Here is a 21,791-nt window from a genome sequence, read left to right on the forward strand (position 1 = left end):
AATAGTCTTATACTTATAGGCGTGCATCAACTGCTTCCTTATCCCAAAATGCCTTTACATCAAAAATTACACCATTTTCTTTTATCAACGATCGAGGTTGAATATTTTTAAATTGATCATGTGCTACAGCAAGTATAACGCCATCATAGCCACCGGACCTCGGTAGCTCATTGATGAGTTCTAGTTGATGCTCATGGAAGAAAGATTGTGGATCTACCCAAGGATCATAAAGGTCAACTTTCAGACCAAACTCTTGTAGATCTCGAATGATATCAATAACCTTTGAATTCCGAAAGTCTACACAATTTTCTTTAAATGTTACACCTAAAATCAAGATACGAGATCCAGTGATGACATTTCCCTTAAGAACCAATTTCTTAATTAACTTATTACTGATAAACGATGCAATCATATTATTGACTCTACGTCCAGATAAGATAACTTGTGGGACATAGCCCAATTGCTCTGCCTTATATGTTAAATAATAAGGATCTACAGATATACAGTGCCCCCCTACTAAACCAGGTTTGTATTTTAAAAAATTATATTTAGTACCGGCTGCTTCTAAAACTTCATGTGTATCGATATTCATACGATCAAACATCAATGCCAATTCATTTACAAATGAAATATTTACATCACGTTGAGCATTTTCAATCGCCTTTGCCGCCTCAGCAACTTTTATCGAAGGAGCTAAATGGGTTCCTGCCTGGATGATAGTACGATAAAGCTGATCTATTTCAGCTGCAATTTCAACTGTAGAACCAGAAGTCACCTTTACAACATTGACTAACGTATTATTTTTATCTCCAGGATTAATCCGTTCAGGTGAGTAGCCTACGAAAAAATCAACATTATATTCTAAGTTCGAATACTTTTCCAACAAAGGAACACATTCTTCTTCAGTACAACCTGGATATACGGTGGATTCATAAATAACAATATCATTGCTCTTTAAAACACCAGCAACTAATTCTGTCGCCTGTTTTAAATAACGAAGATCTGGCGAATTCGACCGATCTATAGGCGTAGGTACTGTAATAATATAAATATTTGCTTGCTTTAATGTACTAACATCAGAACTGGGTAAATAACCAACTTGCCCTTGACTCTGCTCATATAAAGCCAAAGATTTTTTTATTTTTTCGCTTTCAACTTCCAGTTTACTATCATTCCCAGACATTAACTCGTCTATCCGCTTGGTATTTACATCGTATCCAATTACAGAAAAATGAAAAGAAAATTCTATTGCTAAAGGAAAGCCCACATACCCTTGTCCAATAACCGCTATTTTAAAATTTTTCATACCTATATTTAATATCAATACTGTTTTCTAAATTCTAAATAGAACGATTCTCTGCAAACTATATTGTTCATTAAATTTGATTGTGATTTGTTTACCTATTCTTAAGCTTATCTTATGTGCTATATTTATTAGATAGTCTTGATCTAAATTTTTACCCAATATTAAAATTTCAATAATCCCTAAATCTTCTCCTTTAGCGCAGTCACCAATAAAACTTATTTCAGAGACATCACCTGCCTTATCGAGCACTTGATCTATAATTTCATCTATTCCCAAATACGTACGGATCAATTTTTGTAGCGGATCAAAAAGTGTATGTCGCGTATTTGCACGATATATAATTTTATTCTTAACGATAATACGCTCTAGGTATCCGGCCGCAGATAATTGATTCAATTCTTTACGAATAGCATTTGTTGATTCTTGAAATTCACCTGCCAGTCCTCTAAGATGCCCATGGTTATCCGCTAACACAAAAAATTTGATTAGCAATTTAAGACGGGTTTTAGAAGTAATAAGTTTATCTAACATTCAGATCGATCAGCAATTGAGTAACAAAAGTACTCTTTTAAATATATTTTTCCTACTTTTTTCATAAAGAAAATCTTCTAGCTTAAAATAATAGATTACACAATACTTCTCACTCGCCAATAGCATAGTACTGAAAACCGAATCCTTCGAGCTGCTTTCTATCTAAAATCTTGCGGCCATCAAATACAAAAGCTGGTTTTTTCATTCCTTCTTTTATCTGTGCCCAATCGTATTGTTTAAACTCATCCCACTCGGTCAATATCGCTACCGCATGTGCTCCTGTTAGGGCTTGATGAGGCTCGTTTACAACCGTCAATAAACGGCGGTTTTCTGCCGGAGAACGCGTCCCGAGGTAATCCAGATCGCGATAGATCTGCTCGGCCGAAACCTTGGGATCGTACACCACGATCTCGGCTTCTTCATCCAAGAGGTGATCGGCGACATAAATCGCTGCCGATTCGCGCGTATCATTGGTATCTTTTTTAAACGCCCAGCCTAAGAATGCAATCTGCTTACCATTGACCGTATTGTACATGGTCTGTATGATCTTTTGCGCAAATCGATCTTTCTGGTGATCGTTTAACAGAATCACTTGTTCCCAATAATCTGCTACAGCGGTGAGATTATAGGTGCGGGCGATGTAAACCAGGTTGAGAATATCTTTTTGGAAGCATGACCCTCCAAATCCAACGGATGCTTTTAAAAATTTGGATCCGATACGCGAATCATAACCGATGGCACGTGACACTTCATCTACATTGGCTCCTGTCACTTCGCACAGTTCGGAAATGGCATTGATCGAAGATACGCGCTGTGCCAAGAAAGCATTGGCTACGAGTTTTGACAATTCGGAAGACCATAGATTGGTGGTCAATATGCGATCTCTAGGCACCCAAGCTTCGTAAATCTGCACCAGAGCTTCTATGGCTTCCTGATCTTCTCCACCGATCAATACCCGATCGGGGCTGTGCAGGTCGGGTACAGCCGTACCTTCTGCCAAAAACTCGGGATTGGAAAGAATATGGAAATTAACACCATTTCCGGTATTGTCCAAGATACTCTTGAGAGCTGCTGCTGTTCGGACGGGCAGGGTGGATTTTTCGACGACAATCTTATCGTCTTTGGCGACTCGCGCAATCTGACGGGCACATAGTTCAATATATTTTAAATCGGCTGCTTGTCCCTTGCCCTTGCCATAGGTCTTGGTTGGGGTATTGACCGAAATAAAGATCATGTCGGCCTCTTCAATCGCTTTATCGACATCGGTCGAGAAAAAAAGATTGCGCCCTCTGGCCTCAGCGACCACTGCATCCAGACCGGGCTCATATATAGGAAGATTGTTTAGATCGGGGTCATTCCAAGCATCGATACGGGCCTGATTTAAATCAACAACAGTGATGGTAATATTTGGATTTTTTTGAGCAATAACCGACATGGTCGGACCACCTACATACCCTGCTCCAACACAGGCTATTCTCTTAATTTCTCTCATCTAAGTATACTAAAACAACATCATCGGCAACCATTTTTAACTCGCAAAATATAAGGCGGTTACCGCAGATACGTGCATGTATCGAAATTAGTGAATTATTTACTAAATTTCAATACGAAGCGGAATAAATTTGTCTGACAACTGCTATATCTATATCTTCGTAATGTTCAACTTCTTATAAAAGAATATACATGAAAAAAAGAATATTGATAACGGGCGGAGCTGGTTTTATTGGCTCGCACTTGTGCAAAAGATTGCTCGATGAGGGCAATGAGGTCATTTCTTTGGATAACTATTTTACAGGATCTAAAGAGAATATAGCGCCACTATTATCAAATCCATACTTTGAGGCCATCCGACATGATGTCACGATGCCCTATTTTATCGAGGTAGATGAAATCTATAATCTGGCCTGCCCTGCCTCACCTGTGCATTATCAATTTAATGCAATCAAAACTGTGAAAACTTCGGTAATGGGCGCAATCAATATGTTGGGATTGGCAAAACGGTTAAATATCAAGATCCTGCAGGCTTCGACAAGCGAGGTCTATGGGGATCCGATTGTCCATCCGCAAACGGAATCGTACTGGGGAAATGTCAACCCCATCGGTATCCGTTCCTGTTACGATGAAGGCAAGAGATGTGCCGAAACCTTGTTTATGGACTATCACCGCATGAATGATGTCAAAATCAAAATCATTAGGATATTCAACACCTATGGTCCGAATATGCATCCCAATGATGGGAGGGTCGTATCCAACTTCATCATTCAGGCCTTGAACAACAAAGATATCACGCTATATGGTGATGGCTCGCAAACCAGAAGTTTTCAATATGTGGATGACCTGGTCGAGGGGATGATCAGAATGATGGGAAGTTCCCACGATACGATAGGTCCAATCAATATGGGCAATCCCAATGAATTTAGTATCCGCGAACTTGCGGAGCGCGTGATCGCCCTAACGGGATCGAAATCAAAAATTATCTTTCTGCCCTTACCTTCAGATGATCCTAAACAGCGCAAACCGGATATTGACCTGGCTAAATCGGCTTTAAATTGGGAACCAACGATCCAGTTGGAGGAAGGTCTCCGCAAAACCATTGCTTATTTTAAAAGCATCGCATAATAGGCAGATGCACGGTACCTCAATCCGAAATACCGTGCATCTTTGTTTTTAAAGACTAGGATTGTCCCAAATCTGTAAGCAGCTTAACTTTAAATCCAAAGCGTGATCCTACGTGCTCTTCGGAATGGAAAAAGAACTCGCCCTGATGGCTGTGTATAAAATGATATACAACCCATAGACCTAGCCCCTTGCCCTGATCATGCATAGGTGTCACCGATCCTTGCCTGAAAATCTGCTGGTGCAATTGTTCCTGAATTTCAGGACTCATCCCAACTCCCGTATCAATGATCTCGACCACTGCCCATTCTTGATCACGATGTAGCTTCAATGTAACCGCAGAGTCGTTATGGCTAAATTTGACCGCATTCATCAAAAGGTTTCGTAAAATACTTTTCATGATGTCCACATCAAAAAAGATCTCTAAGCCTTCCTGTAGATCCAGTTGAACAGCGATATTTTTCAGCTTGGCGGTCGGCATTAAGGTTTCTGCTACGCCTTGTATCAGTTCATTTAAATCCAGCTTCTGGGGAATATAGCTGAGCATACCCAAGCTGGACTTGGTCCACTTCAGTAAATTGTCCAGCACAGTAAAGAGCTGTTCGGCAATATCATTTCCGGTATTGACCATATCGCTATAACCATTTGCTGCAGTTTCGGTCTGAACGCTCAAAATATTAAAGATCATCTTGAGTGAAGAAATTGGACTTCGCAGGTCATGCGCTAAAATGGCATACATGCGATCACGATTAAGAATGGCCTCTTTGAGCTCTTCGGTTTGCCTAGTAATCGTTTGATTTGAAGCGATGAGACGGATCTGATGCTTAATTCGCTGCAAAAGTTCCATCTTATTAAAAGGTTTGGCCACATAATCGACACCTCCACTGTCAAAACCACGCACAACGTCTTCGGGTGATCGTAGGTTGGTAATAAAAATAACTGGAATATGCTTGTGGTGCTCCAGCGACTTCAATTTCATGGTCAGATCATAACCATTTGAATCGCCCAACATGACATCCATCAATATCAGATCAATTCGTTCCTTTTCTAAAATTTCTAAAGCCTCCGCATCGGCCGAAGCCGAAAACACGTTGAAAGCCTCCCTTTCGAGAATCCCTTTTAACATAAAGAGGTTTAGTTCCGAGTCCTCAACAATGAGGATATTATAGAGTGAAAAATCAATTTCCATAGGTCAATTTGCAGCTTACACAATAGTACGTATAAATACCTAATATCATTTTGTAAATATAATTTTAGATCAACAATTTCGGTACTGTTAAAGTATCTTTTTTTTTTTATTATTTGGCATCAACAAAGACACAAACCATTTGTGTCTCAAAAATGTTATAATAGTCATCATTTTATATCAAGATCAACCAGCACTGGCAAGTGATCACTGTATTCAACAGCTCCTAGCCGGTAATTTCGGGCTTGCATGGTCGTGCCCGAATAGAGTACAAAATCAATGCGGTACAGTTTCATAAAATAACGGTAGGTATATCCATAGCCATTTCCGGCCTCTTGATAGGCATCGTTTAGATCGCCTTTAAGGATTCTGTACCCATATGAAACTGGGGTGTTGTTAAAATCACCACTCACGATCAACGGGTAGGGAGAACGATCCAATATGCTTCTTAGGGAATCGACTTGTTTGCCTCTAAATCTAAAATTGCTTGAAATAACACCTAATGCATCAGCCCAACTGCCCTGGGTATGCTCTTCGTGCAGCAATGTACCTTTGACTTGGTTCCAGTTGGTGGTCTGTAAATGGAAGTTGGCAATACGTATCTTTTTACTATTGACCGTCATATCGGCAAATAAAGCACAATTTGGACGCTCGGGAAAGGAAATGGTAGAAATAGAATCTAATGGATATTTACTGAGAATAGCTAACTGAAAGTGTTTTCCGTCTCCACCTGTGGTCAATACATACGGCATACTGGTGAAGACCTGTCTGAGATCTGCCTCCGTACAATCCGCAGGTATTTCTTGCAAGCATAGAGTATTCAACTGCTGAGCAGAAAAATATTCGGCAATATGTTCCATCGAAGATATGTTATAGATCATTTTGAACTCGTGCACATTATATGTCGCAAATTTAATCTCAGCCAAATTCCCTTCTTCCGGTTGATGCATCTGAAACTTATGTGGATAGTAATGGAAGTTTGCCAGTATCGCAATTAGCGGACAAATACTATACCAACTCCTTTTGTACAAAGCAATAATTAAAAGAAATAGGTTGCAGCACAACAGCAATGGTAATACCACACCAATCCATTGAAATAGCACAAAAGTCTCCGGCGAAATATAGAGAGCTAGAAAAGATAGCGATGTGATAAGCATCAATATAACATAGGCGGATTTGCCCATTAAGGAACGGATGCGTATAGGATGAGGTTGTGAAGGATTGATCATGGAGCAGCGCGTTGGGATGATGTTGGAGTTTTTAATGGAAGCATAATTCTAAAGGTTGCTCCAGCTCCTTCTTCGGACTCGACCGAGATGGTGCCACTCATCTGTTCAACAATACCTTTACAGATGGATAAACCCAAACCGCTGCCCTTATCCGATTCATTGACCTTAAAAAAGCGATTAAAGATCGATTCCTGGAGCTCCTTGGCAATACCGATACCATTATCTCTGACATAAAATTCAACAGTATCGTCGTGCAGCATATAACCGACATGAATTGATCCTTTGGCAGGTGTAAACTTTCTACTGTTGTTGATCAAATTGACCAAGACCTGCATCACCCGCCCACGATCCAGATAAGCTACCACCTCCTGTGAGGGAATGTCAAAGAAAAGACTGGGCATATCGTCATCGGGAACAAAACTTAAGGACAGCTCATTGAAAATACCTTTGAGCGATACAGGAGCGGATTCAAAGCGAACTTTACCGGTCTCCATTTGTGACATTTCTAAAACGTCGGATACTAAACGCAAAAGCTGACTACTGTTGGTGGTCAAAATCTGACCATACTCTTTACGCAATTCGGGATCTGGCGTTTCGGCGATGATATTTCCAAATCCCATAATCGCACTCAAGGGTGTACGGATCTCATGATTCATATTGGAAATAAAGGCCGATTTCAATTTTTCAGATTCCTCCGCTGTTTCTTTGGAGCGCAGCAATTGCTCTTCATATCTGATCTGATCGGAAATATCCCGCTGGATGGTCCAGACAATATCTTCGCCATTCCCATTTTTAATAATCAAGGAACTGCATTCTGAACCGATGATATCCATTTCAGGATAGGATATGTCACATCGGTACTGGAGATAACCTGCCGCATCTTGTACTTTTTGAAAGAAGGCTTCCCACTCTTCTTTTGAGCTAAAATTTTTCAATCGCTCGTACACCAGCATATGGGTAATCTCTTCTTCATCAGATAAACCATTCTGCTGACGGCAGGCTTTATTGGCAAAAGCCAGCTGCCCATCGGTATGACAAGCAAAAATACTGTATGGGGCATTATGAACAACGGCCAACACCATTTCCAGTTCATTTCTATTTTTCATAAAGTCACTTACATTCTGCGAAAATCCGTCCATGATCGTATGGTCATTTTCCAAATATCTCGCATATTTTGTGGCGCGGATATACGCAATCGGCTGATCGGGAAGGACCATGCGGTACTCCAATGTTTTAAATTCGGTTGAATCAATGTTGACAAATTTGCGCATCTTTTCGCGATCATCGGGATGAATGGACGCCAATAACTCATTCAGTGAGGTGATTTTGGCGTCGAGCAGATTAATCCCCAAGAGATTGGAATAACCGGTATGCAAAAACTCCTGATCTTGGCAATCAAAACGCCAGTGGCCGATCATCGCTACTTTGCCTACTTCAAGCTGTGCTTTTAAGGCAGATTTGAGCCGATGTTTCATATTGCTGCGCTGGGTAATATCGCGATATTGGCAAAGCAAATGCTCCTGGTCAAACTTATGGATGATAAATTTAAAAAAGTAGGTCTGATCTGTCGTTGGTAGATCGTAGTTCAGGTTGGAGGTATCTCCTGTCTGACGACATTTGTTAAATTCCTGCTCCATGAGCTGCGCAGTAGATAAAGGCAAAAGATCGAGCATATTAGAGCCGATCAACTCGGTCCGAGGATTGATAATTGGATTGTCGGTCTTGATAATGGCATCAACACATACATTATCTTGATCGATCAAGAATAAGGTATCACTGGTCAGATCTAAGATCTTCTCCAAATATTTTAAGTTATGTAATGCTCTTTGCTCCATCATGTTTTGCTAAATTATTTCCGCTGTGACTTTTCCCATCCGCCGCGGTGCTGATTGCCGAATAGGTAGTAAATCCCCAGCACTACATTTATATTCATAAATATAAAATAATAGGGGACATAAAACAACTTTGACACATTTGGATGATCGCGCTGTAGATATCCAATGCCTGCGCAAAGGTAAAACAAGACCTGACTCGCAAAAATGACATGAAACACATTATAGGGTGACACATATCCTAGTCCGAGGATGAAGGATAGTGGCAACAAGGCAAATAAAGCAAAAGGGGTGACTGACCAACGGAGTACGCGATGCGACAGATATTGGAAACTCAATTTTCCATAAGTAAATATATCGAGTAAGGGCAAGAGCCTGTTGATGGATTGCCAGCCCCCAGCTGCAATGCGACGTTTGCGCTTTGCCTCTTCTTCCATATTGAGCGAACCGGACTCTACGGCATAGGCATCTGGGGTGTAGGCGATACGATAGCCTTTTTGCGCAATCCCCATGGATAACATAAAATCATCCAACAGTGTATCTTCTGGCATCACCGTAAACAAGGCCGTACGAATCGCAAATAGCTCGCCAGCTGCTCCTACTGCGGAATAATACTGGAAGTCCAGCTTCTTTAATAAGGACTCATATTTCCAATAGGTACCCTCCCCTTTGGACGATATCGTATCGCCATCGGTAAAGGCAACTCTTTTTTCACCTGATACACAGCCAATACTCGGATCATTAAATTGATGGACGATAATCGTCAGGGCATCGGTATTTAGAAAACAATTGGCATCACTAAAAACAACAATGGGGGTATGGACAACACTCATCCCATGATTGATCGCCGCAGTTTTGCCCTTACGTAAGGGCGAACTCACGACCTGCACGTCGGGATACTGCTGCAATAAAACTTCACTATGATCACTACTGCCATCAATTACCCAGAGGATCTTTAATTTATGCTTGGGATAAGCCAAGGCCCTACAGTTTGCCATTTTTTCGGCAATAATATCGGCTTCATTGTAGGCTGCAATAAAAAGCGTGACCTCAGGAAGTTGTTCTTCGTTGACGGAATGAATCTGTGCTTGAGGCTGATAAGGCCTGTATTTTGCTAATACATAAATGATGATGGCATAGCCAACATAAGTATACAACACTAACAATAAACTGCACCAAAATATAAACTGTAACATAGAAGGTCGCTATAAGGAGACAAAAATAGATTATTTATTTTTGGGATCAATTAAATTTGAGTCTTCATCTTGATATTGATCTTTTTTAGAAAAGATTAGTGGTATATTTTTAATGCCATTTATAAACCGGATCTTAAAGCTATTCCATAGGGAGCCGTCTGCACTGATCGTACCATACCCCGTAATCGCCTTGGCTTTTTTATTTCGAACAAAAACAATTTTACCAAATTTTTTCAACCCCAGTGCCAGTGAGCCATCCTCGCCACGTTTGATGTCGGTGCGTATGCCAATCTCTTGTGCTAAAGCGGTACGATAAGCAAATACCAGCCCACGAACGCTCAATTCTGGCCGTTTTATAGACTGCAAGTATAAAAAGATATCACGCATGCGCTCATAGAGCCACAATGAAAATGCGGTATGCTCTTTATCGGGGACATACCCCCAAGTGGAGCTCACTGCAACTACTCCGGTCTGCTCTAAATGACCGATCATGATATTGACATAGTCAACAGGATATAAGGTGTCGGCATCAATATTCATGTGATACGCACCCCTAGCATGCTCTAGTCCGCATTTTCTTGCAAATCCGCAGCCATTTTGCACTTCGTTGAAATAGGGTATCCCGGACTGCTTAAAAATAGTTTCTGTGCTGTCGGTGGAGTTATTATTAACCCCTATAATTTCGATGGGGTATCGTGATGAAAGATCGCTTAAAGCCCATAAACAAGCCCATAAATTTTTATCTTCATTGTAAGCAATGACCGAAACTGTAACGAGCGGATGCTCACTCTGCTGCTGTTTTAACTGGCTAGCGATCAGATCTATGACAGCCGTCGGCACCTCATTGGGAGAAACATTGTAGGCTGATAAATATTTTTGATACCAAGGAGACTTCATCTTTTTATTCATCATCGTATGCTAAATTGGTTTTAAAGATTCAAAAAGAGTGCGCCATTGAAGAGCAATAGGTGCAATATCAAATTTTTGAACGTCATTTCGGGCATTTTGGCCCATTATTTTGCGCTCTGTCTCATTTTCTATCAGGTAACAAATATGATCGGCCAGCTGTGGAATATGACCATTTTCGACCAACAGACCATTGCGCTTATGGACAATAATATCACGGGGGCCGCATGGACAGGTGAACGATACAGGAGGGACACCATAAGCCATAGTTTCGCCCAAAACCATAGGAAACCCTTCATATCGCGAGGAAAGAACAAAAATCGAACTCTCATAATATTTTTCTCCAATCGTATCGGTACCGTCTTCCAGAAAACAAGTTGCGCCGATCCCGAGCCTGTCAATCTGCAACTGATACGCTTCCTTTTCTCCGCCTCCATAGATCTTCAAAATCCAATCGGGGTGTTTGGACGATACAGTCTTCCAGGCTTCAATAAGCATATCAAAACCCTTTTGATAGGTCATCCGACCCACAGCAATCACTTGTTTATTCTCTAATGCGGCAGCCTGAACGGGATAAAAGGATAAAGGGTTGGGGATGACCGAGATATTGTCAAGACCTTGCCAATAGCCGGCATCTTCATGTGTCAGGACAACAAAAGCTGCTAGTTTACGCAAATTTTTTAGCAGCTGCATCTGCCATACAGACGAAATCGCTTTCTGGACAAAAACTGGAAAACGACGGTCGGTAAATTGGCGATAGACAAGTTTATTGAAATGCAACTCGCCAACTTTAAGGCTACCATCTTTTAAATCATTTAAGAAATTGACATCACGCCGCAACAAGGACACCGTAATATCAGGACGTAAGGCCGTTAATTGTGCTTCCAGCCGTTTTTTGAAAAGCCGTTGCTTTTTTATATATAAGCGTAACCGTTTGAAAAGTGAGAACCTAAAAATACCATCGAAATTAATGTCCAAATGATGTAAATGGATCCTTTCATCTAATGGATAATAGGGCTCCAGCCCTTTTCCATCGGTAACAAAAATATGGATTTCGTAATCAAAATAATGGACAAAATAGTTGACTTTGGCTGTCAATACCCGTTCCATACCACTGGGATAAAATATCCCAGGAACGATGTAAGCAAGTTTAAGTTTCTTTTTCATAATGGATAAATCGGATGTTATTTAAAGGTTTGATTGGACGTATCAAAGAGTTCTTTCCATTGCAGAGCGATATTCTGCATATGAAAGCGTGCGCTGTTTTCCTTTGCGCGCATCCCCATCTCTTTTCTCAGGGCCTCATCTTCAATCAACTGGCAAATACGATCGGCCAGCTGTGCAATATGGCCATTATCTACTAAAAAGCCATCTACCTCATGCTTGATGATCTCACTAGGTCCCGAGGGACAGTTAAAAGCGACAGTTGGTAAGCCACAAGACATGGCTTCGGCCAATACCATCCCAAAACCTTCATAACGCGATGATAGCACAAAGATCGAGCTTTCACCATACTTTTCTTCAATGGCACTGGTGGTGGGTCGTAAGGTACAAACATCGGACAATGCTAATCGGTCGATCTGGCCCTGCAGGTCTACACCTGTACCCTCTCCATAAATTTTCAATACCCAGTCTGGATGACGTCCGTTCACGATGGCCCAGGCAGCGATCAGCAAATCAAAACCTTTTTGTGGTACATACCGACCGACTGCAATCACTTGCTTTGCGGTACAACTTGAAATGGTCGTAGCACTGAAAACCAGCGGATTGGGAATGACATGTACATGCTGAAGTTCTGGCCACAGATACTTTTCTTGATGGGTCAAAAAAACAACCGCATCCATCATTTTAAGTTTACTTGCTCTGCTCCGATCGCGCTGCTGCTGCAACCAATTGTTTAAATTGCTATCAAAATTGGGACGATAAAATTCTTTTGTCACATGCAATTCTGCGATCTTGAAACTCCCGTCCCTCAATAAGGGTAAAAAATTAATCTCCCGTCTAATGGTCGAAATAACAATATCTGGCTTTTCTTGCTCAATTGCCTTTATAAATCTTTTTTTAAAGGTAGAATAGCGAAAAGGAAAAAGAAAAAATTTTTTTAACAAAGACTGATCAAATGGATAATCGATGCTGACATCCAAGTCGATGTGTTTGACCTGGTCGGATAAAGGGTAAAAAGTGGGCTTACCACGTTGCTCCGATGTCATGATGACGACTTCATAATCTGGAAAATGTGTGGCAAAGTAGTTTGCTTTGAAAATAATGATCCTTTCTAATCCTCCTGCAGGATAAAGAGAGGGCAGATAATATAAAATTTTCATTCCGTTATACCAACTTTTTTAGAATTTGACTTTGATAGCGCTCTTCGTCTTGGACGATCACCTGGTCGCCGCCATGCACTTCGTTTACATATTTGGACTTAATATTGACTTTATGCGTAGCGCGCATTTTAAACCATTCATACTCAATATCAATATGGCCGACATCAATGGCCTGGTAGCCATACTGACTCAAATCGTAAGCAAGTACGGTCGCGGTTGGTCCCAATGCAATTAAAATAAGGGTACTTTGATCCAGCTTAAGTGCTTCGTGGATAATATCATCGTACTGATCAAATGCGCCCTTTGACTTGCAGAGAATACGCTTAATACTCTTGACTTGATCAAAAAGATCATTGCCCATGCCTAGTCGACTCTTTTCGCCTTCGATGAAAACGACATCACGTCCTTGCCAAATGTGCTTTAAAAGTGAAAACCAATGCGCTGAAAGACTCTTATTATCAAAATCGATATAGGGACGTGTGATAAAAGTATTGCCGTAGGTCTTGTTTTTATTGAGGTATCTGTCCCACAGATAACCGTAGAGATAAAAATGTGCTCGCCAAAACCTGCGTGCTCTCCTGTTGTATCTGCTGAGATCTGTAAAAGCATCGGATATACATACTTTGTGGTTGGGCTTATCGCTCAACAATACTTCAGCTAGTCGCTCGCCCAGCTTGGCGTCACGCTGCTGAAAGCGAATGCCCTCTCCACCGATCAAAAGCAGCTCTCCATCGCCAAATCGACTAACGGAACAGCGGGTAGCAATAATTTCTTCAATAGTTGCTTCAATCGTGGACACTTTGGGTACAATCTGCTGCTTTTTATTGGTGATTAAGAATAATAAATTGTACCATTCGATAATTGCATTATATCGAATCTTGTCTCTAATCTTATTTAAATATGCTGCCATCAGTTTAGCTTTAAACTATCAATCACTTTTTTCATTTGATTACTCCATGATAGATCATAGATATCCCTTCGAATGTCTTGGGGGGATAAGGTCGATGTAGAGCAGTAGTCTACTATTTGCGCAATATCGAGGGACGTTTCATCTGGCGTTGCTTTTAAAACATAGGGTTTGCCTTCAAAATCAGTATCAATCTCGGAATAAATAAATGGGATACCGCGTGCCGCATATTCTCGGGTTTTTAAAGTCCGAATGTAGGTGATTCCGCTGCGGTGCCTTGCTAAACTGCCGATGGCAAAATCTGCCAGGTCAAACATGTTGTCCAGCTTTTCACCCCACAGGGCTCCATGCATAAACACATAATCCTTGACATCACCTGCGCTAATGGCGTCGAATATCGCATCTTGCTCCACCTTGCCACTGAGGTTGCCCACCATGTGAAAAAATACTTTCGTCTGGGGATGCTTTTTATAATAATCGCCCAAGCCCTTGATCACGCGATCAAAACCATGCCAGTAATGGATCTCGGCAACCCCCAAAAGGTGGATTTCATGAGCTACACGAGCAGTGGGGACGCGGACTGGCAGTGAATCGAAATCAACGCCATTGGAAATACGGATGGTCTTTTGTCCAAAGATCTGCTCATCTTGAGCAAATGTAATGACAGCATCGAGGCGCTCGGCCAGAGATCTTCTGAAAATACGATCTGGCCACTGCACTATTTTGTCCAGCAGACGGATATATTCTTGGTCATAAGGATAGGTCGGAATTTCCATCACAACTTGGGCTCCCGATTGACGAAACTGCTGCACCGCATCGTTCAAAAACGGACTTGCATTGTGATAGGATCGCATGTAAACTAAATCAAACCGCTCTTGTTGGACATACTGAACCAGGGCTGAGAAATCAAATCTTTTTTTCAATTTAGCCCAACTACCTTGGCCAAAATCGACAATCAGTTGATCATCTACCAACCAAGCACGGTGGTTATTTTCCAACACCTCGTAATGACAAAGCCTAACATCGGCTCCATAGTCCTGAAAACCTTTGACCTGGCCAAATATCTTCTTACTGATACCATTGTGCGCACTAAAACCATGAAAAACGAGAAACAAAATTTTTAAACCCATAACACTAAAACACGATACGATCCATATATCTTAAAAATACTTGCTTATTTTTTATTATTTTTTTTTTAAATACAGTTCTACATAAGATCGATAGCCTCCGAACCAGACCATGCCGATAAAAAAAAGTAGGGAAACCATACTCTTAATCGCTAATGCGTACCAGACGATATCTGAAATAAAAACTAGGGTACATATATAAAGTACTAAACTTAAAAATAAACTTGCAATAACCGGTTTGATGAGTGGCATAAAAAAATATAAAATGCTTCTCTTAAAAATATGCATATACATCAACAGATAAGTAAAAATAAAATTCATGCTGATGGTCACCGTCAAACATTGGGCGACGGCAAGAATGGATCTGAAATAAAATATACCGATCAATATGCCGGATACATTTAAAACGGCGGAAAAGAGTCCGGAGAAAAACATGCTTTTGGTATCGCCTGTTGTTTGAAAAATAGAACCGGAGGATGACAAGATCAACTGAATACCAACGGTGAGGCTCAATATTTTAAAAACCGGAATGGCTTGATCCCACTGTGGACCGAAGAATAAAAATATCAGATCTCCTGCGGAAAAATATAGAAATGCGGTAAGGGGAAATCCGATGAGTGCCAAGAGCTTGACCAGTTCTTCGCTGGCGGAAACCAGCTGGGATGGGTGGCCTTTTTTTTGACTAAGTATGGGGTGGATAACAGGTGTGATGACCTGCGTAATATTTTGCAGGGGAAGCGACATCAGTTGATAAGCTTTGTCATAATAACCCAACAAGCCCACCCCCAAATGTCGGCCAATCAACAGCGTATCTGAGTTTTTACCAAAATAATTGACAATATTAAACAGAAACTGAAAACTGGAGTACCTTAATACGGGCCTGATGGCATCTAAAGAGATCTTAAAGCGAAAGGGCAAGGGAAAGTGTATGCACGATACTATAAAAATAAGGATGCTGTACAGAATGGGATTGATCAATAAGGCATAGATACCAGCTCCATATAGTGCTGCAGTAATGGAAATGACCCCAAGGATGACCTGAATAACAAAACTCCTGATCGCAATGAATTTAAACATCCGCTCTCGGTAGAACATCGCATTGGGGACCACTGAACTTGCGGTAAAAAATAAACCGATCGCCAAGAGCCTGATGACATTTTTAAGTAAAGGCTGCTGGTAATAATGGGCAATCCATGGGGAAGTAAAAATTAAGGCAGATGCAATGATAAGCCCCAAATAACAGGATAAAGAAAATAGTTGCCCCAGGTCTTTGCGATCTAAATCTTTATACTGGATGACCGCTGGAAAAAGACCAATATCTGCTATTAAATTTAAAAACGCGATAATGACCATAGCAATAGCGATGACCCCAAACTGATCTGGTGATAAAAGTCGTGCAAGGATAGCGGTGACGACAAGCGAGATCACTAAATTGGAGTATTTAGCTACAGCCGTAAAAAAAACTCCGGATAGCACTTGTTGTTGGGTACTTTTCATAGACCTATTTATATTTCTTAAACAATAAAACCATCAAGGTCTTCCACTTGACGTAAGGTCTCCAGTCTCGTAAACAAACTATAAAAATACGAAGCCTATCTTTTAAAGGCATAAGGTAGGCCTTCCACACGGCAGCGTCAATCATGCCCCTCACATAAAGATCCACAAGAGGTTGAATCGGTTTATTTTTTTTAGCATACTGCAATAACTGATGTCCGACAACCCAATAACTTTGCATATTCTTCATGGCATATGGAGCCGTCATGATGGAATCCATACGAACACGACGTAAAAAAAATGCTGTGGGAATATAGACCACTTGATTGGCTTTGAGAAACAACAACGATGTGAATAATTGATCTTCGTGAACGATACCCTTTTGAAAGGTTAGATTAATCTGATTTAAAAAATCGCGTTGTATAAATAACAGACATACGGATGAAAAAAACTCTCCATTGTGAAGCAGATGATCAAAGGCTGCCTTTCCAGACATAACCCTGTGGGGTGTAAAGTGCTTGCGTTGATAATTAAAGTTACTGAGTAACGCTGGATTTTCGAGATCACTGTCAAAAACATCGGCATCAAAAAACACGAAATCTAATTCTTGTTTTTCACAAATGGCGTAGCATGAACTTAATGTAGTAGGTATGATCAGATCATCGCTATCCATAAAATAGATATAGCTGCCGGATGCGTGCATCATACCTGTATTGCGTGCGGCAGATAATCCTTGGTTTTCTTGTGAAAAGATCTTGACACGGGTATCATTGCGAGACCAATCTTGCAAAATAGGTAAGCTATTGTCTGTGGATCCGTCATTGATGAGCAGCAATTCAAAATCTGGAAATGTTTGTGCCATGACACTCTGGATGGCCAGATCAACATAAGCCTCTGTATTATAGACGGGCATGATCACACTGATTGCAGGACGGCTCTTATCCATTTTTAATCCATTTATGCTGTACGGGATCCCATTTTTTTACACACCTGGCTGGATTTCCTACGACTACCGTAAAGGGAGCAACATCTCTTGTCACGACTGATCCAGCGCCGACCACGCTATGCTCTCCAATATGGACACCGGGAAGGATGACGACATTTGCCCCGATCCAGACATTGCTGTCTATACATATTTGATTGACGGTGACGCCTTGATCGGAGATTTTCAGATCAACCTGCTCGTAGCTGTGATTTAAACCTGAGATCAACACATGCTGCCCGATATGCACGTGATCACCAATGGTGACGGGACCAATAATGGTGTTGCCTACACCAATGCGCGAATGGCTACCAATCAAGAGATCTCCAACCGCATTGTTGAGTAAAGAAAAAGATTCGACCACGGAGTATGCGCCTATTTCGCATTTGCGAAACGGGACGAGATCTCGCCTCACGCTACAGTAGATAACGGAGCCCCTACCCCTGCGCACGTATAAAAACTGGAATAAACGAATATACCATCGAGGACGTGTTCTGACGGGATGCATAAGCAGACTGTGAACGATTTTTTTAAGACGTGGTGATGCTTTGATTTTATCTTTTAAGGCCATAATAATCAGGGTATTCTTTTTCTTACTTAATGGATACAACTATAGGTCTTTATGGTCATGGTCCACTGAATCGCCATGCTTGGTATGGATAAATGTCGATCTGCCAGAGCGGAAATGCACAATACTACTCAACATCGCGAAAAACATACGTGGTATGCTGAACACGGCAATGAGTAAGGATTTGGAATACAATCGTGCCGGTATTGCTAAAGCTAATCCTGCCATGTACAAGATAATTAAAAAAAACCATTTTAAAGAAGAGACTGCAACAATAAAAAGCGATCCGATAAAGATCAACGGAAGGAGTCCGAGCATCATGATGCGAGGGGGCATAGACCATTGGAAAATCTTATCTACCAAAGCCCAGTTATGCGTCTGGATCGCATTTCTAAATTGCGCTGCAGCAACTTTGAAGATATCAACTTGGGACGCAATCCAACGTCTGCGCTGCTGCGAAAAGTCATTACTGTTTTGAATTTTCTCATCGAGTACCATCACGCTTTCTAAATAGGCAGTATCGATGCGATCCAAGAGTAAGTAATATTCTAAAAACTTATCTTCTCCCATGGATTCGATGCGGCGAATACGATCGTTGAACCAAGTAAAATCAAATGCCATACCCGAACCGATCAATGCTGCTGGTAAGCCCAGACGCGTATGCCCTAATCGAAAAATAGAATTGTTGATTTCTTCACTGACACCATCCAAAACAGCTGCGTTCGTTCCCTTATTCTTAGCCGTACGATGTGTCTGTACCGCTTTAGCTCCAGCGACAAAAGCATTATTGAGCTGATCGAGAAAATCAGGGTAAACAATATTGTCTGCATCCATCACGACTACGGCATCAAAATGTTGGGGATCCAGTCGGTCCATCGCAGTATGAAGAGCGGAAGCTTTGGAGCGTTTTAGTCCTTGCGGATGGACGATAATAGCTCCCAGTTGCCCTAGCCTGTGGTCCGTAGTAGGCTTCATCTGATCTGAAATCACCACAATCTGATAACGGTCATCTGGATAGTGCTGCTTGTTGAAGTGAAGTACGCTTTCTATGATCACACGATCTTCTTTATAGGCAGGAAATAAGATCGCAAAGCGCAATTTTTTGTCCGTACCGGGGTAAATATGCCTGTTGGGTATACGCGATGCGTATGCAAATACGAAAACATATAGTACCCATAAACTAAAAATGATGAAAAATAAAAAATCAATATACCAAAAAAGCGCAAGCATCATGTTCATATATCACGGTTTAAGCCTAAGATCCAACGATACGCTGAGCTTAGTCCACGTACCATTGCCCAACAGTGCTGTAATTTACATTTGAACAAATATATACAGATATTACTAGGAAAAGCGATAAAAGTTAAATAACATAAAGCGAGTAGTCTCACGACCTGCCGGCGCTGCCGATAGGCAAAAATGATTCTATTGCGCGTGAGATAAAATATTTTAAATGGACTCTCGATACCCGTGGACGCACTCTCGAGATGATAAATAAAGGCTTGGGGAAAATAATACAGTTCAAAGTGCTTGGTTATCGTGCAGGACCAATCCAATTCTTCGTAATACAAAAAATAACATTCGGGCAGGACACCGACCTGATCGATCACAATTTTGGGAACAAACATGGCTGCGCCATGGAAATAAGGAATCTGACGGATTTGATCATATTGACCTTGATCCAGCTCTCGATAACCCAGCTGCTGATTTCTTAATGTGATAGCGCTTAATGGGCTGCTACCGGCAAATTGAATTAAATTTTCGGGTACTGCGTACATGATCTTTGGTGAAAGACCTCCAACTTGAGGGTGGGCTGAACAGAAGTTGATCATGGATTCGATCTGACTTCCGGCATCTTCGGGCAGTAATGTATCGTTGTTGATAAAATATAAATAGTCACCGCTGGCCTGCTCTATAGCACGATTATTGCCACCTGCAAAACCCAAATTTTCTATCAGATAGGCTCCTTTGATGCGTGGGTATCTTGCTTGCAGTACCGCAAACTCATTGTCTTGAGATCCATTGTCCATGACGATGACTTCAAAGTCAAAAATAAAGTCCTTCTCAAAAATGGTTTGCAACAGATGATCGGTATGCACAATCCCATTATAATTAACGGTTATAAAAGAAACTTTATGTGACTTGGACTTCATTTTGTTTATTTTTATCTAAATAAGGGCACAACATGGCGATGGCCATCAATATATAAATTGTTTCTCCGGTTGGAAATTGGTGCAAGACTTCATTGCCGTAACCCGCCACCATCATACCCGCAATACCAGCTCCACAGGCACTACAAATACCTCGAATCATGGGATCCTTTAATTTGAACCAAACAAAGTAAAAGCACGATACCAGACAACAGATCCAAATAAAGATATAAAGCACAAGACCGATCACTCCAGATTCGACCCAAATAAAAACAAAGGAGGTATCGGTGGGCAGACCATGCAAGAGGTCACCTTCGCCTGCATTTTTGGCCGATCCAAGTCCTAAACCTATGGGATAGTTTCCCATAAATGATTTCATCCGTTGCTGGTTTTCCTTACGCAAATTGAAAGAGGCATCTTGTTTGAATTGGAACGCTGTACGCATACGTCTGATATCTGCATTGCTATTACCAATGCTTGTTAAAGATAGAAAACCGAAAACGGCTATGAATAAAATTGATCCAACCACAATCAAACGCCACTGTTTGAGCAATATAATATAAAAAGCATAGCCAGCAACAGGTATGGCCATGGCCGATCGGGTCCCGGATATCATCATACCGTAAAGGGCAAAAATAGCAACAATAAGGTAAAAATATCGAATACCCTTATTCGTTTCATACAAAAATAAAATCGAGAAAACAACCATCGCCATGCCCATATGGCAACCAAAGTTTGCTGCATCGGTAAAAAAAGAAAAATAACGAATCCCGCTGTAGATCACATGCGTATGGGCTCCAAGTGTATAAAGCCATATTTTTTCATTGACGTCCATACCGATATACTTTTGCCCTACGGCTTTGAGCGCAGCAAGTAAGGTTAATATAGCCCAAAAAACAAGAAACATCTTTAACTTCTTAGCATCCTTAAAGATGTAATAAACTAAGAACTGAAAAAGAATGATATAGATACCGGTAGCACGTATCGTCCCTAACCAATTACCAAAGGTACCAATGGGGTTGAATACCTCTACAAAACAATAGGCAGTCCAACATAAAGAAATAAAGAAGAATGCCGGTAATTTGAATTTTGCGTTATAATTTTGATAAAGGTGATGGAGTGCTAAAACAATGAAATTGAATAAAATCGCTAAATCTACCACAAGACTTGGTGGCATAGGAATACGCACGTAGCGCAATACCCCCATGATGAAAAAACATACGGTAAATAGAAAAAGAAAACTAATAAACGGCTTTTTGACACAAACGATTAGAAAACAAAAAATAAACGGTATCAGCGCAAAACCTACAAGAGGCAAGAGACCACCAGAGACCGCTAGAAAAGCGAGTAGAAGACAGCTCGCGAGAGCAATGATCTTCAATACTAGCTTTTCAAAAAAAATACCTTTTAATACCTCCTTGTCAAACATATCTAACC

The 21,791-nt window shown here is 41.0% G+C and carries 19 protein-coding genes; 1 reads left to right on the forward strand and 18 read right to left on the reverse strand.

The features are described 5' to 3' along the window. Window positions 1–13 precede the first annotated feature (13 nt). The 3 genes from B3P23_RS12485 to B3P23_RS12495 all read right to left on the reverse strand — a co-directional run bounded on the left by B3P23_RS12485 (window position 14) and on the right by B3P23_RS12495 (window position 3,329). Entirely contained in the window at window positions 14–1,306 is a 1,293-nt protein-coding gene (locus tag B3P23_RS12485; RefSeq protein WP_293926451.1) for a nucleotide sugar dehydrogenase, read from the reverse strand. Between the two features lie 27 nt (window positions 1,307–1,333). After that, window positions 1,334–1,837, reverse strand: a complete 504-nt coding sequence (locus tag B3P23_RS12490) for an ArsR family transcriptional regulator (RefSeq protein ID WP_293926454.1) — start codon at window positions 1,835–1,837, stop codon at window positions 1,334–1,336. Window positions 1,838–1,946: 109 nt separating this feature from the next. Further along, window positions 1,947–3,329: a nucleotide sugar dehydrogenase gene (locus B3P23_RS12495; RefSeq protein WP_293926457.1), complete on the reverse strand. Its 1,383-nt coding sequence runs from the start codon at window positions 3,327–3,329 to the stop codon at window positions 1,947–1,949. 191 nt (window positions 3,330–3,520) lie between these two features. Here B3P23_RS12495 and B3P23_RS12500 point away from each other — a divergent pair, with 191 nt between their 5' ends. Next, window positions 3,521–4,456 (forward strand): UDP-glucuronic acid decarboxylase family protein, encoded by a 936-nt coding sequence (locus B3P23_RS12500; protein ID WP_293926460.1) that lies wholly within the window; start codon window positions 3,521–3,523, stop codon window positions 4,454–4,456. Window positions 4,457–4,511: 55 nt separating this feature from the next. Here B3P23_RS12500 and B3P23_RS12505 read toward each other — a convergent pair whose 3' ends face one another. The 15 genes from B3P23_RS12505 to B3P23_RS12575 form a co-directional block, all read right to left on the reverse strand. After that, a complete protein-coding gene (locus tag B3P23_RS12505; protein WP_293926463.1) occupies window positions 4,512–5,642 on the reverse strand; it encodes a hybrid sensor histidine kinase/response regulator in 1,131 nt (376 codons plus the stop codon). Window positions 5,643–5,809: 167 nt separating this feature from the next. Beyond that, entirely contained in the window at window positions 5,810–6,868 is a 1,059-nt protein-coding gene (locus B3P23_RS12510; RefSeq protein WP_293926466.1) for an endonuclease/exonuclease/phosphatase family protein, read from the reverse strand. Beyond that, window positions 6,865–8,706 (reverse strand): PAS domain-containing sensor histidine kinase, encoded by a 1,842-nt coding sequence (locus B3P23_RS12515; RefSeq protein ID WP_293926469.1) that lies wholly within the window; start codon window positions 8,704–8,706, stop codon window positions 6,865–6,867. The genes B3P23_RS12510 and B3P23_RS12515 overlap by 4 nt, the downstream gene beginning before the upstream one ends. Window positions 8,707–8,717: 11 nt before the next feature. Further along, window positions 8,718–9,896, reverse strand: coding sequence for a glycosyltransferase family 2 protein (locus B3P23_RS12520; protein ID WP_293926472.1), 1,179 nt, complete (start codon window positions 9,894–9,896; stop codon window positions 8,718–8,720). A gap of 30 nt (window positions 9,897–9,926) precedes the next feature. Continuing rightward, complete coding sequence (locus B3P23_RS12525) at window positions 9,927–10,808, reverse strand: glycosyltransferase family 2 protein (RefSeq protein WP_293926475.1); 882 nt, start codon at window positions 10,806–10,808, stop codon at window positions 9,927–9,929. A 6-nt stretch (window positions 10,809–10,814) separates the two neighbouring features. Further along, window positions 10,815–11,969: a glycosyltransferase family 4 protein gene (locus B3P23_RS12530; protein WP_293926478.1), complete on the reverse strand. Its 1,155-nt coding sequence runs from the start codon at window positions 11,967–11,969 to the stop codon at window positions 10,815–10,817. Window positions 11,970–11,986: 17 nt separating this feature from the next. Continuing rightward, the gene (locus tag B3P23_RS12535) at window positions 11,987–13,126 is read right to left on the reverse strand and encodes a glycosyltransferase family 4 protein (protein ID WP_293926481.1); all 1,140 of its coding nucleotides are present in this window, start codon (window positions 13,124–13,126) and stop codon (window positions 11,987–11,989) included. A 4-nt stretch (window positions 13,127–13,130) separates the two neighbouring features. Next, window positions 13,131–14,036: an SP_1767 family glycosyltransferase gene (locus B3P23_RS12540; protein ID WP_021188942.1), complete on the reverse strand. Its 906-nt coding sequence runs from the start codon at window positions 14,034–14,036 to the stop codon at window positions 13,131–13,133. Then, window positions 14,036–15,163 carry a hypothetical protein gene (locus tag B3P23_RS12545; protein WP_293926488.1) on the reverse strand — a complete coding sequence of 376 codons (1,128 nt, stop codon included), beginning with the start codon at window positions 15,161–15,163 and terminating at the stop codon, window positions 14,036–14,038. The genes B3P23_RS12540 and B3P23_RS12545 overlap by 1 nt, the downstream gene beginning before the upstream one ends. A 54-nt stretch (window positions 15,164–15,217) precedes the next feature. After that, window positions 15,218–16,657, reverse strand: coding sequence for a lipopolysaccharide biosynthesis protein (locus B3P23_RS12550; RefSeq protein WP_293926491.1), 1,440 nt, complete (start codon window positions 16,655–16,657; stop codon window positions 15,218–15,220). A gap of 4 nt (window positions 16,658–16,661) precedes the next feature. Continuing rightward, complete coding sequence (locus B3P23_RS12555; protein WP_293926494.1) at window positions 16,662–17,600, reverse strand: glycosyltransferase family 2 protein; 939 nt, start codon at window positions 17,598–17,600, stop codon at window positions 16,662–16,664. Beyond that, on the reverse strand, window positions 17,593–18,051 hold the full coding sequence (locus B3P23_RS12560; RefSeq protein ID WP_293926497.1) for an acyltransferase: 459 nt from the start codon (window positions 18,049–18,051) through the stop codon (window positions 17,593–17,595). Before B3P23_RS12560 ends, B3P23_RS12555 begins: the two co-directional genes overlap by 8 nt. 195 nt (window positions 18,052–18,246) lie before the next feature. Next, window positions 18,247–19,443: a glycosyltransferase family 2 protein gene (locus B3P23_RS12565; protein WP_293926499.1), complete on the reverse strand. Its 1,197-nt coding sequence runs from the start codon at window positions 19,441–19,443 to the stop codon at window positions 18,247–18,249. Beyond that, window positions 19,440–20,357, reverse strand: coding sequence for a glycosyltransferase family 2 protein (locus B3P23_RS12570; protein ID WP_293926501.1), 918 nt, complete (start codon window positions 20,355–20,357; stop codon window positions 19,440–19,442). Before B3P23_RS12570 ends, B3P23_RS12565 begins: the two co-directional genes overlap by 4 nt. Continuing rightward, window positions 20,338–21,783: an O-antigen ligase family protein gene (locus B3P23_RS12575; RefSeq protein WP_293926503.1), complete on the reverse strand. Its 1,446-nt coding sequence runs from the start codon at window positions 21,781–21,783 to the stop codon at window positions 20,338–20,340. The genes B3P23_RS12570 and B3P23_RS12575 overlap by 20 nt, the downstream gene beginning before the upstream one ends. Window positions 21,784–21,791 lie beyond the last annotated feature (8 nt).

The organism is Sphingobacterium sp. UBA6320, from assembly GCF_002440335.1.
Classification (GTDB): domain Bacteria; phylum Bacteroidota; class Bacteroidia; order Sphingobacteriales; family Sphingobacteriaceae; genus Sphingobacterium.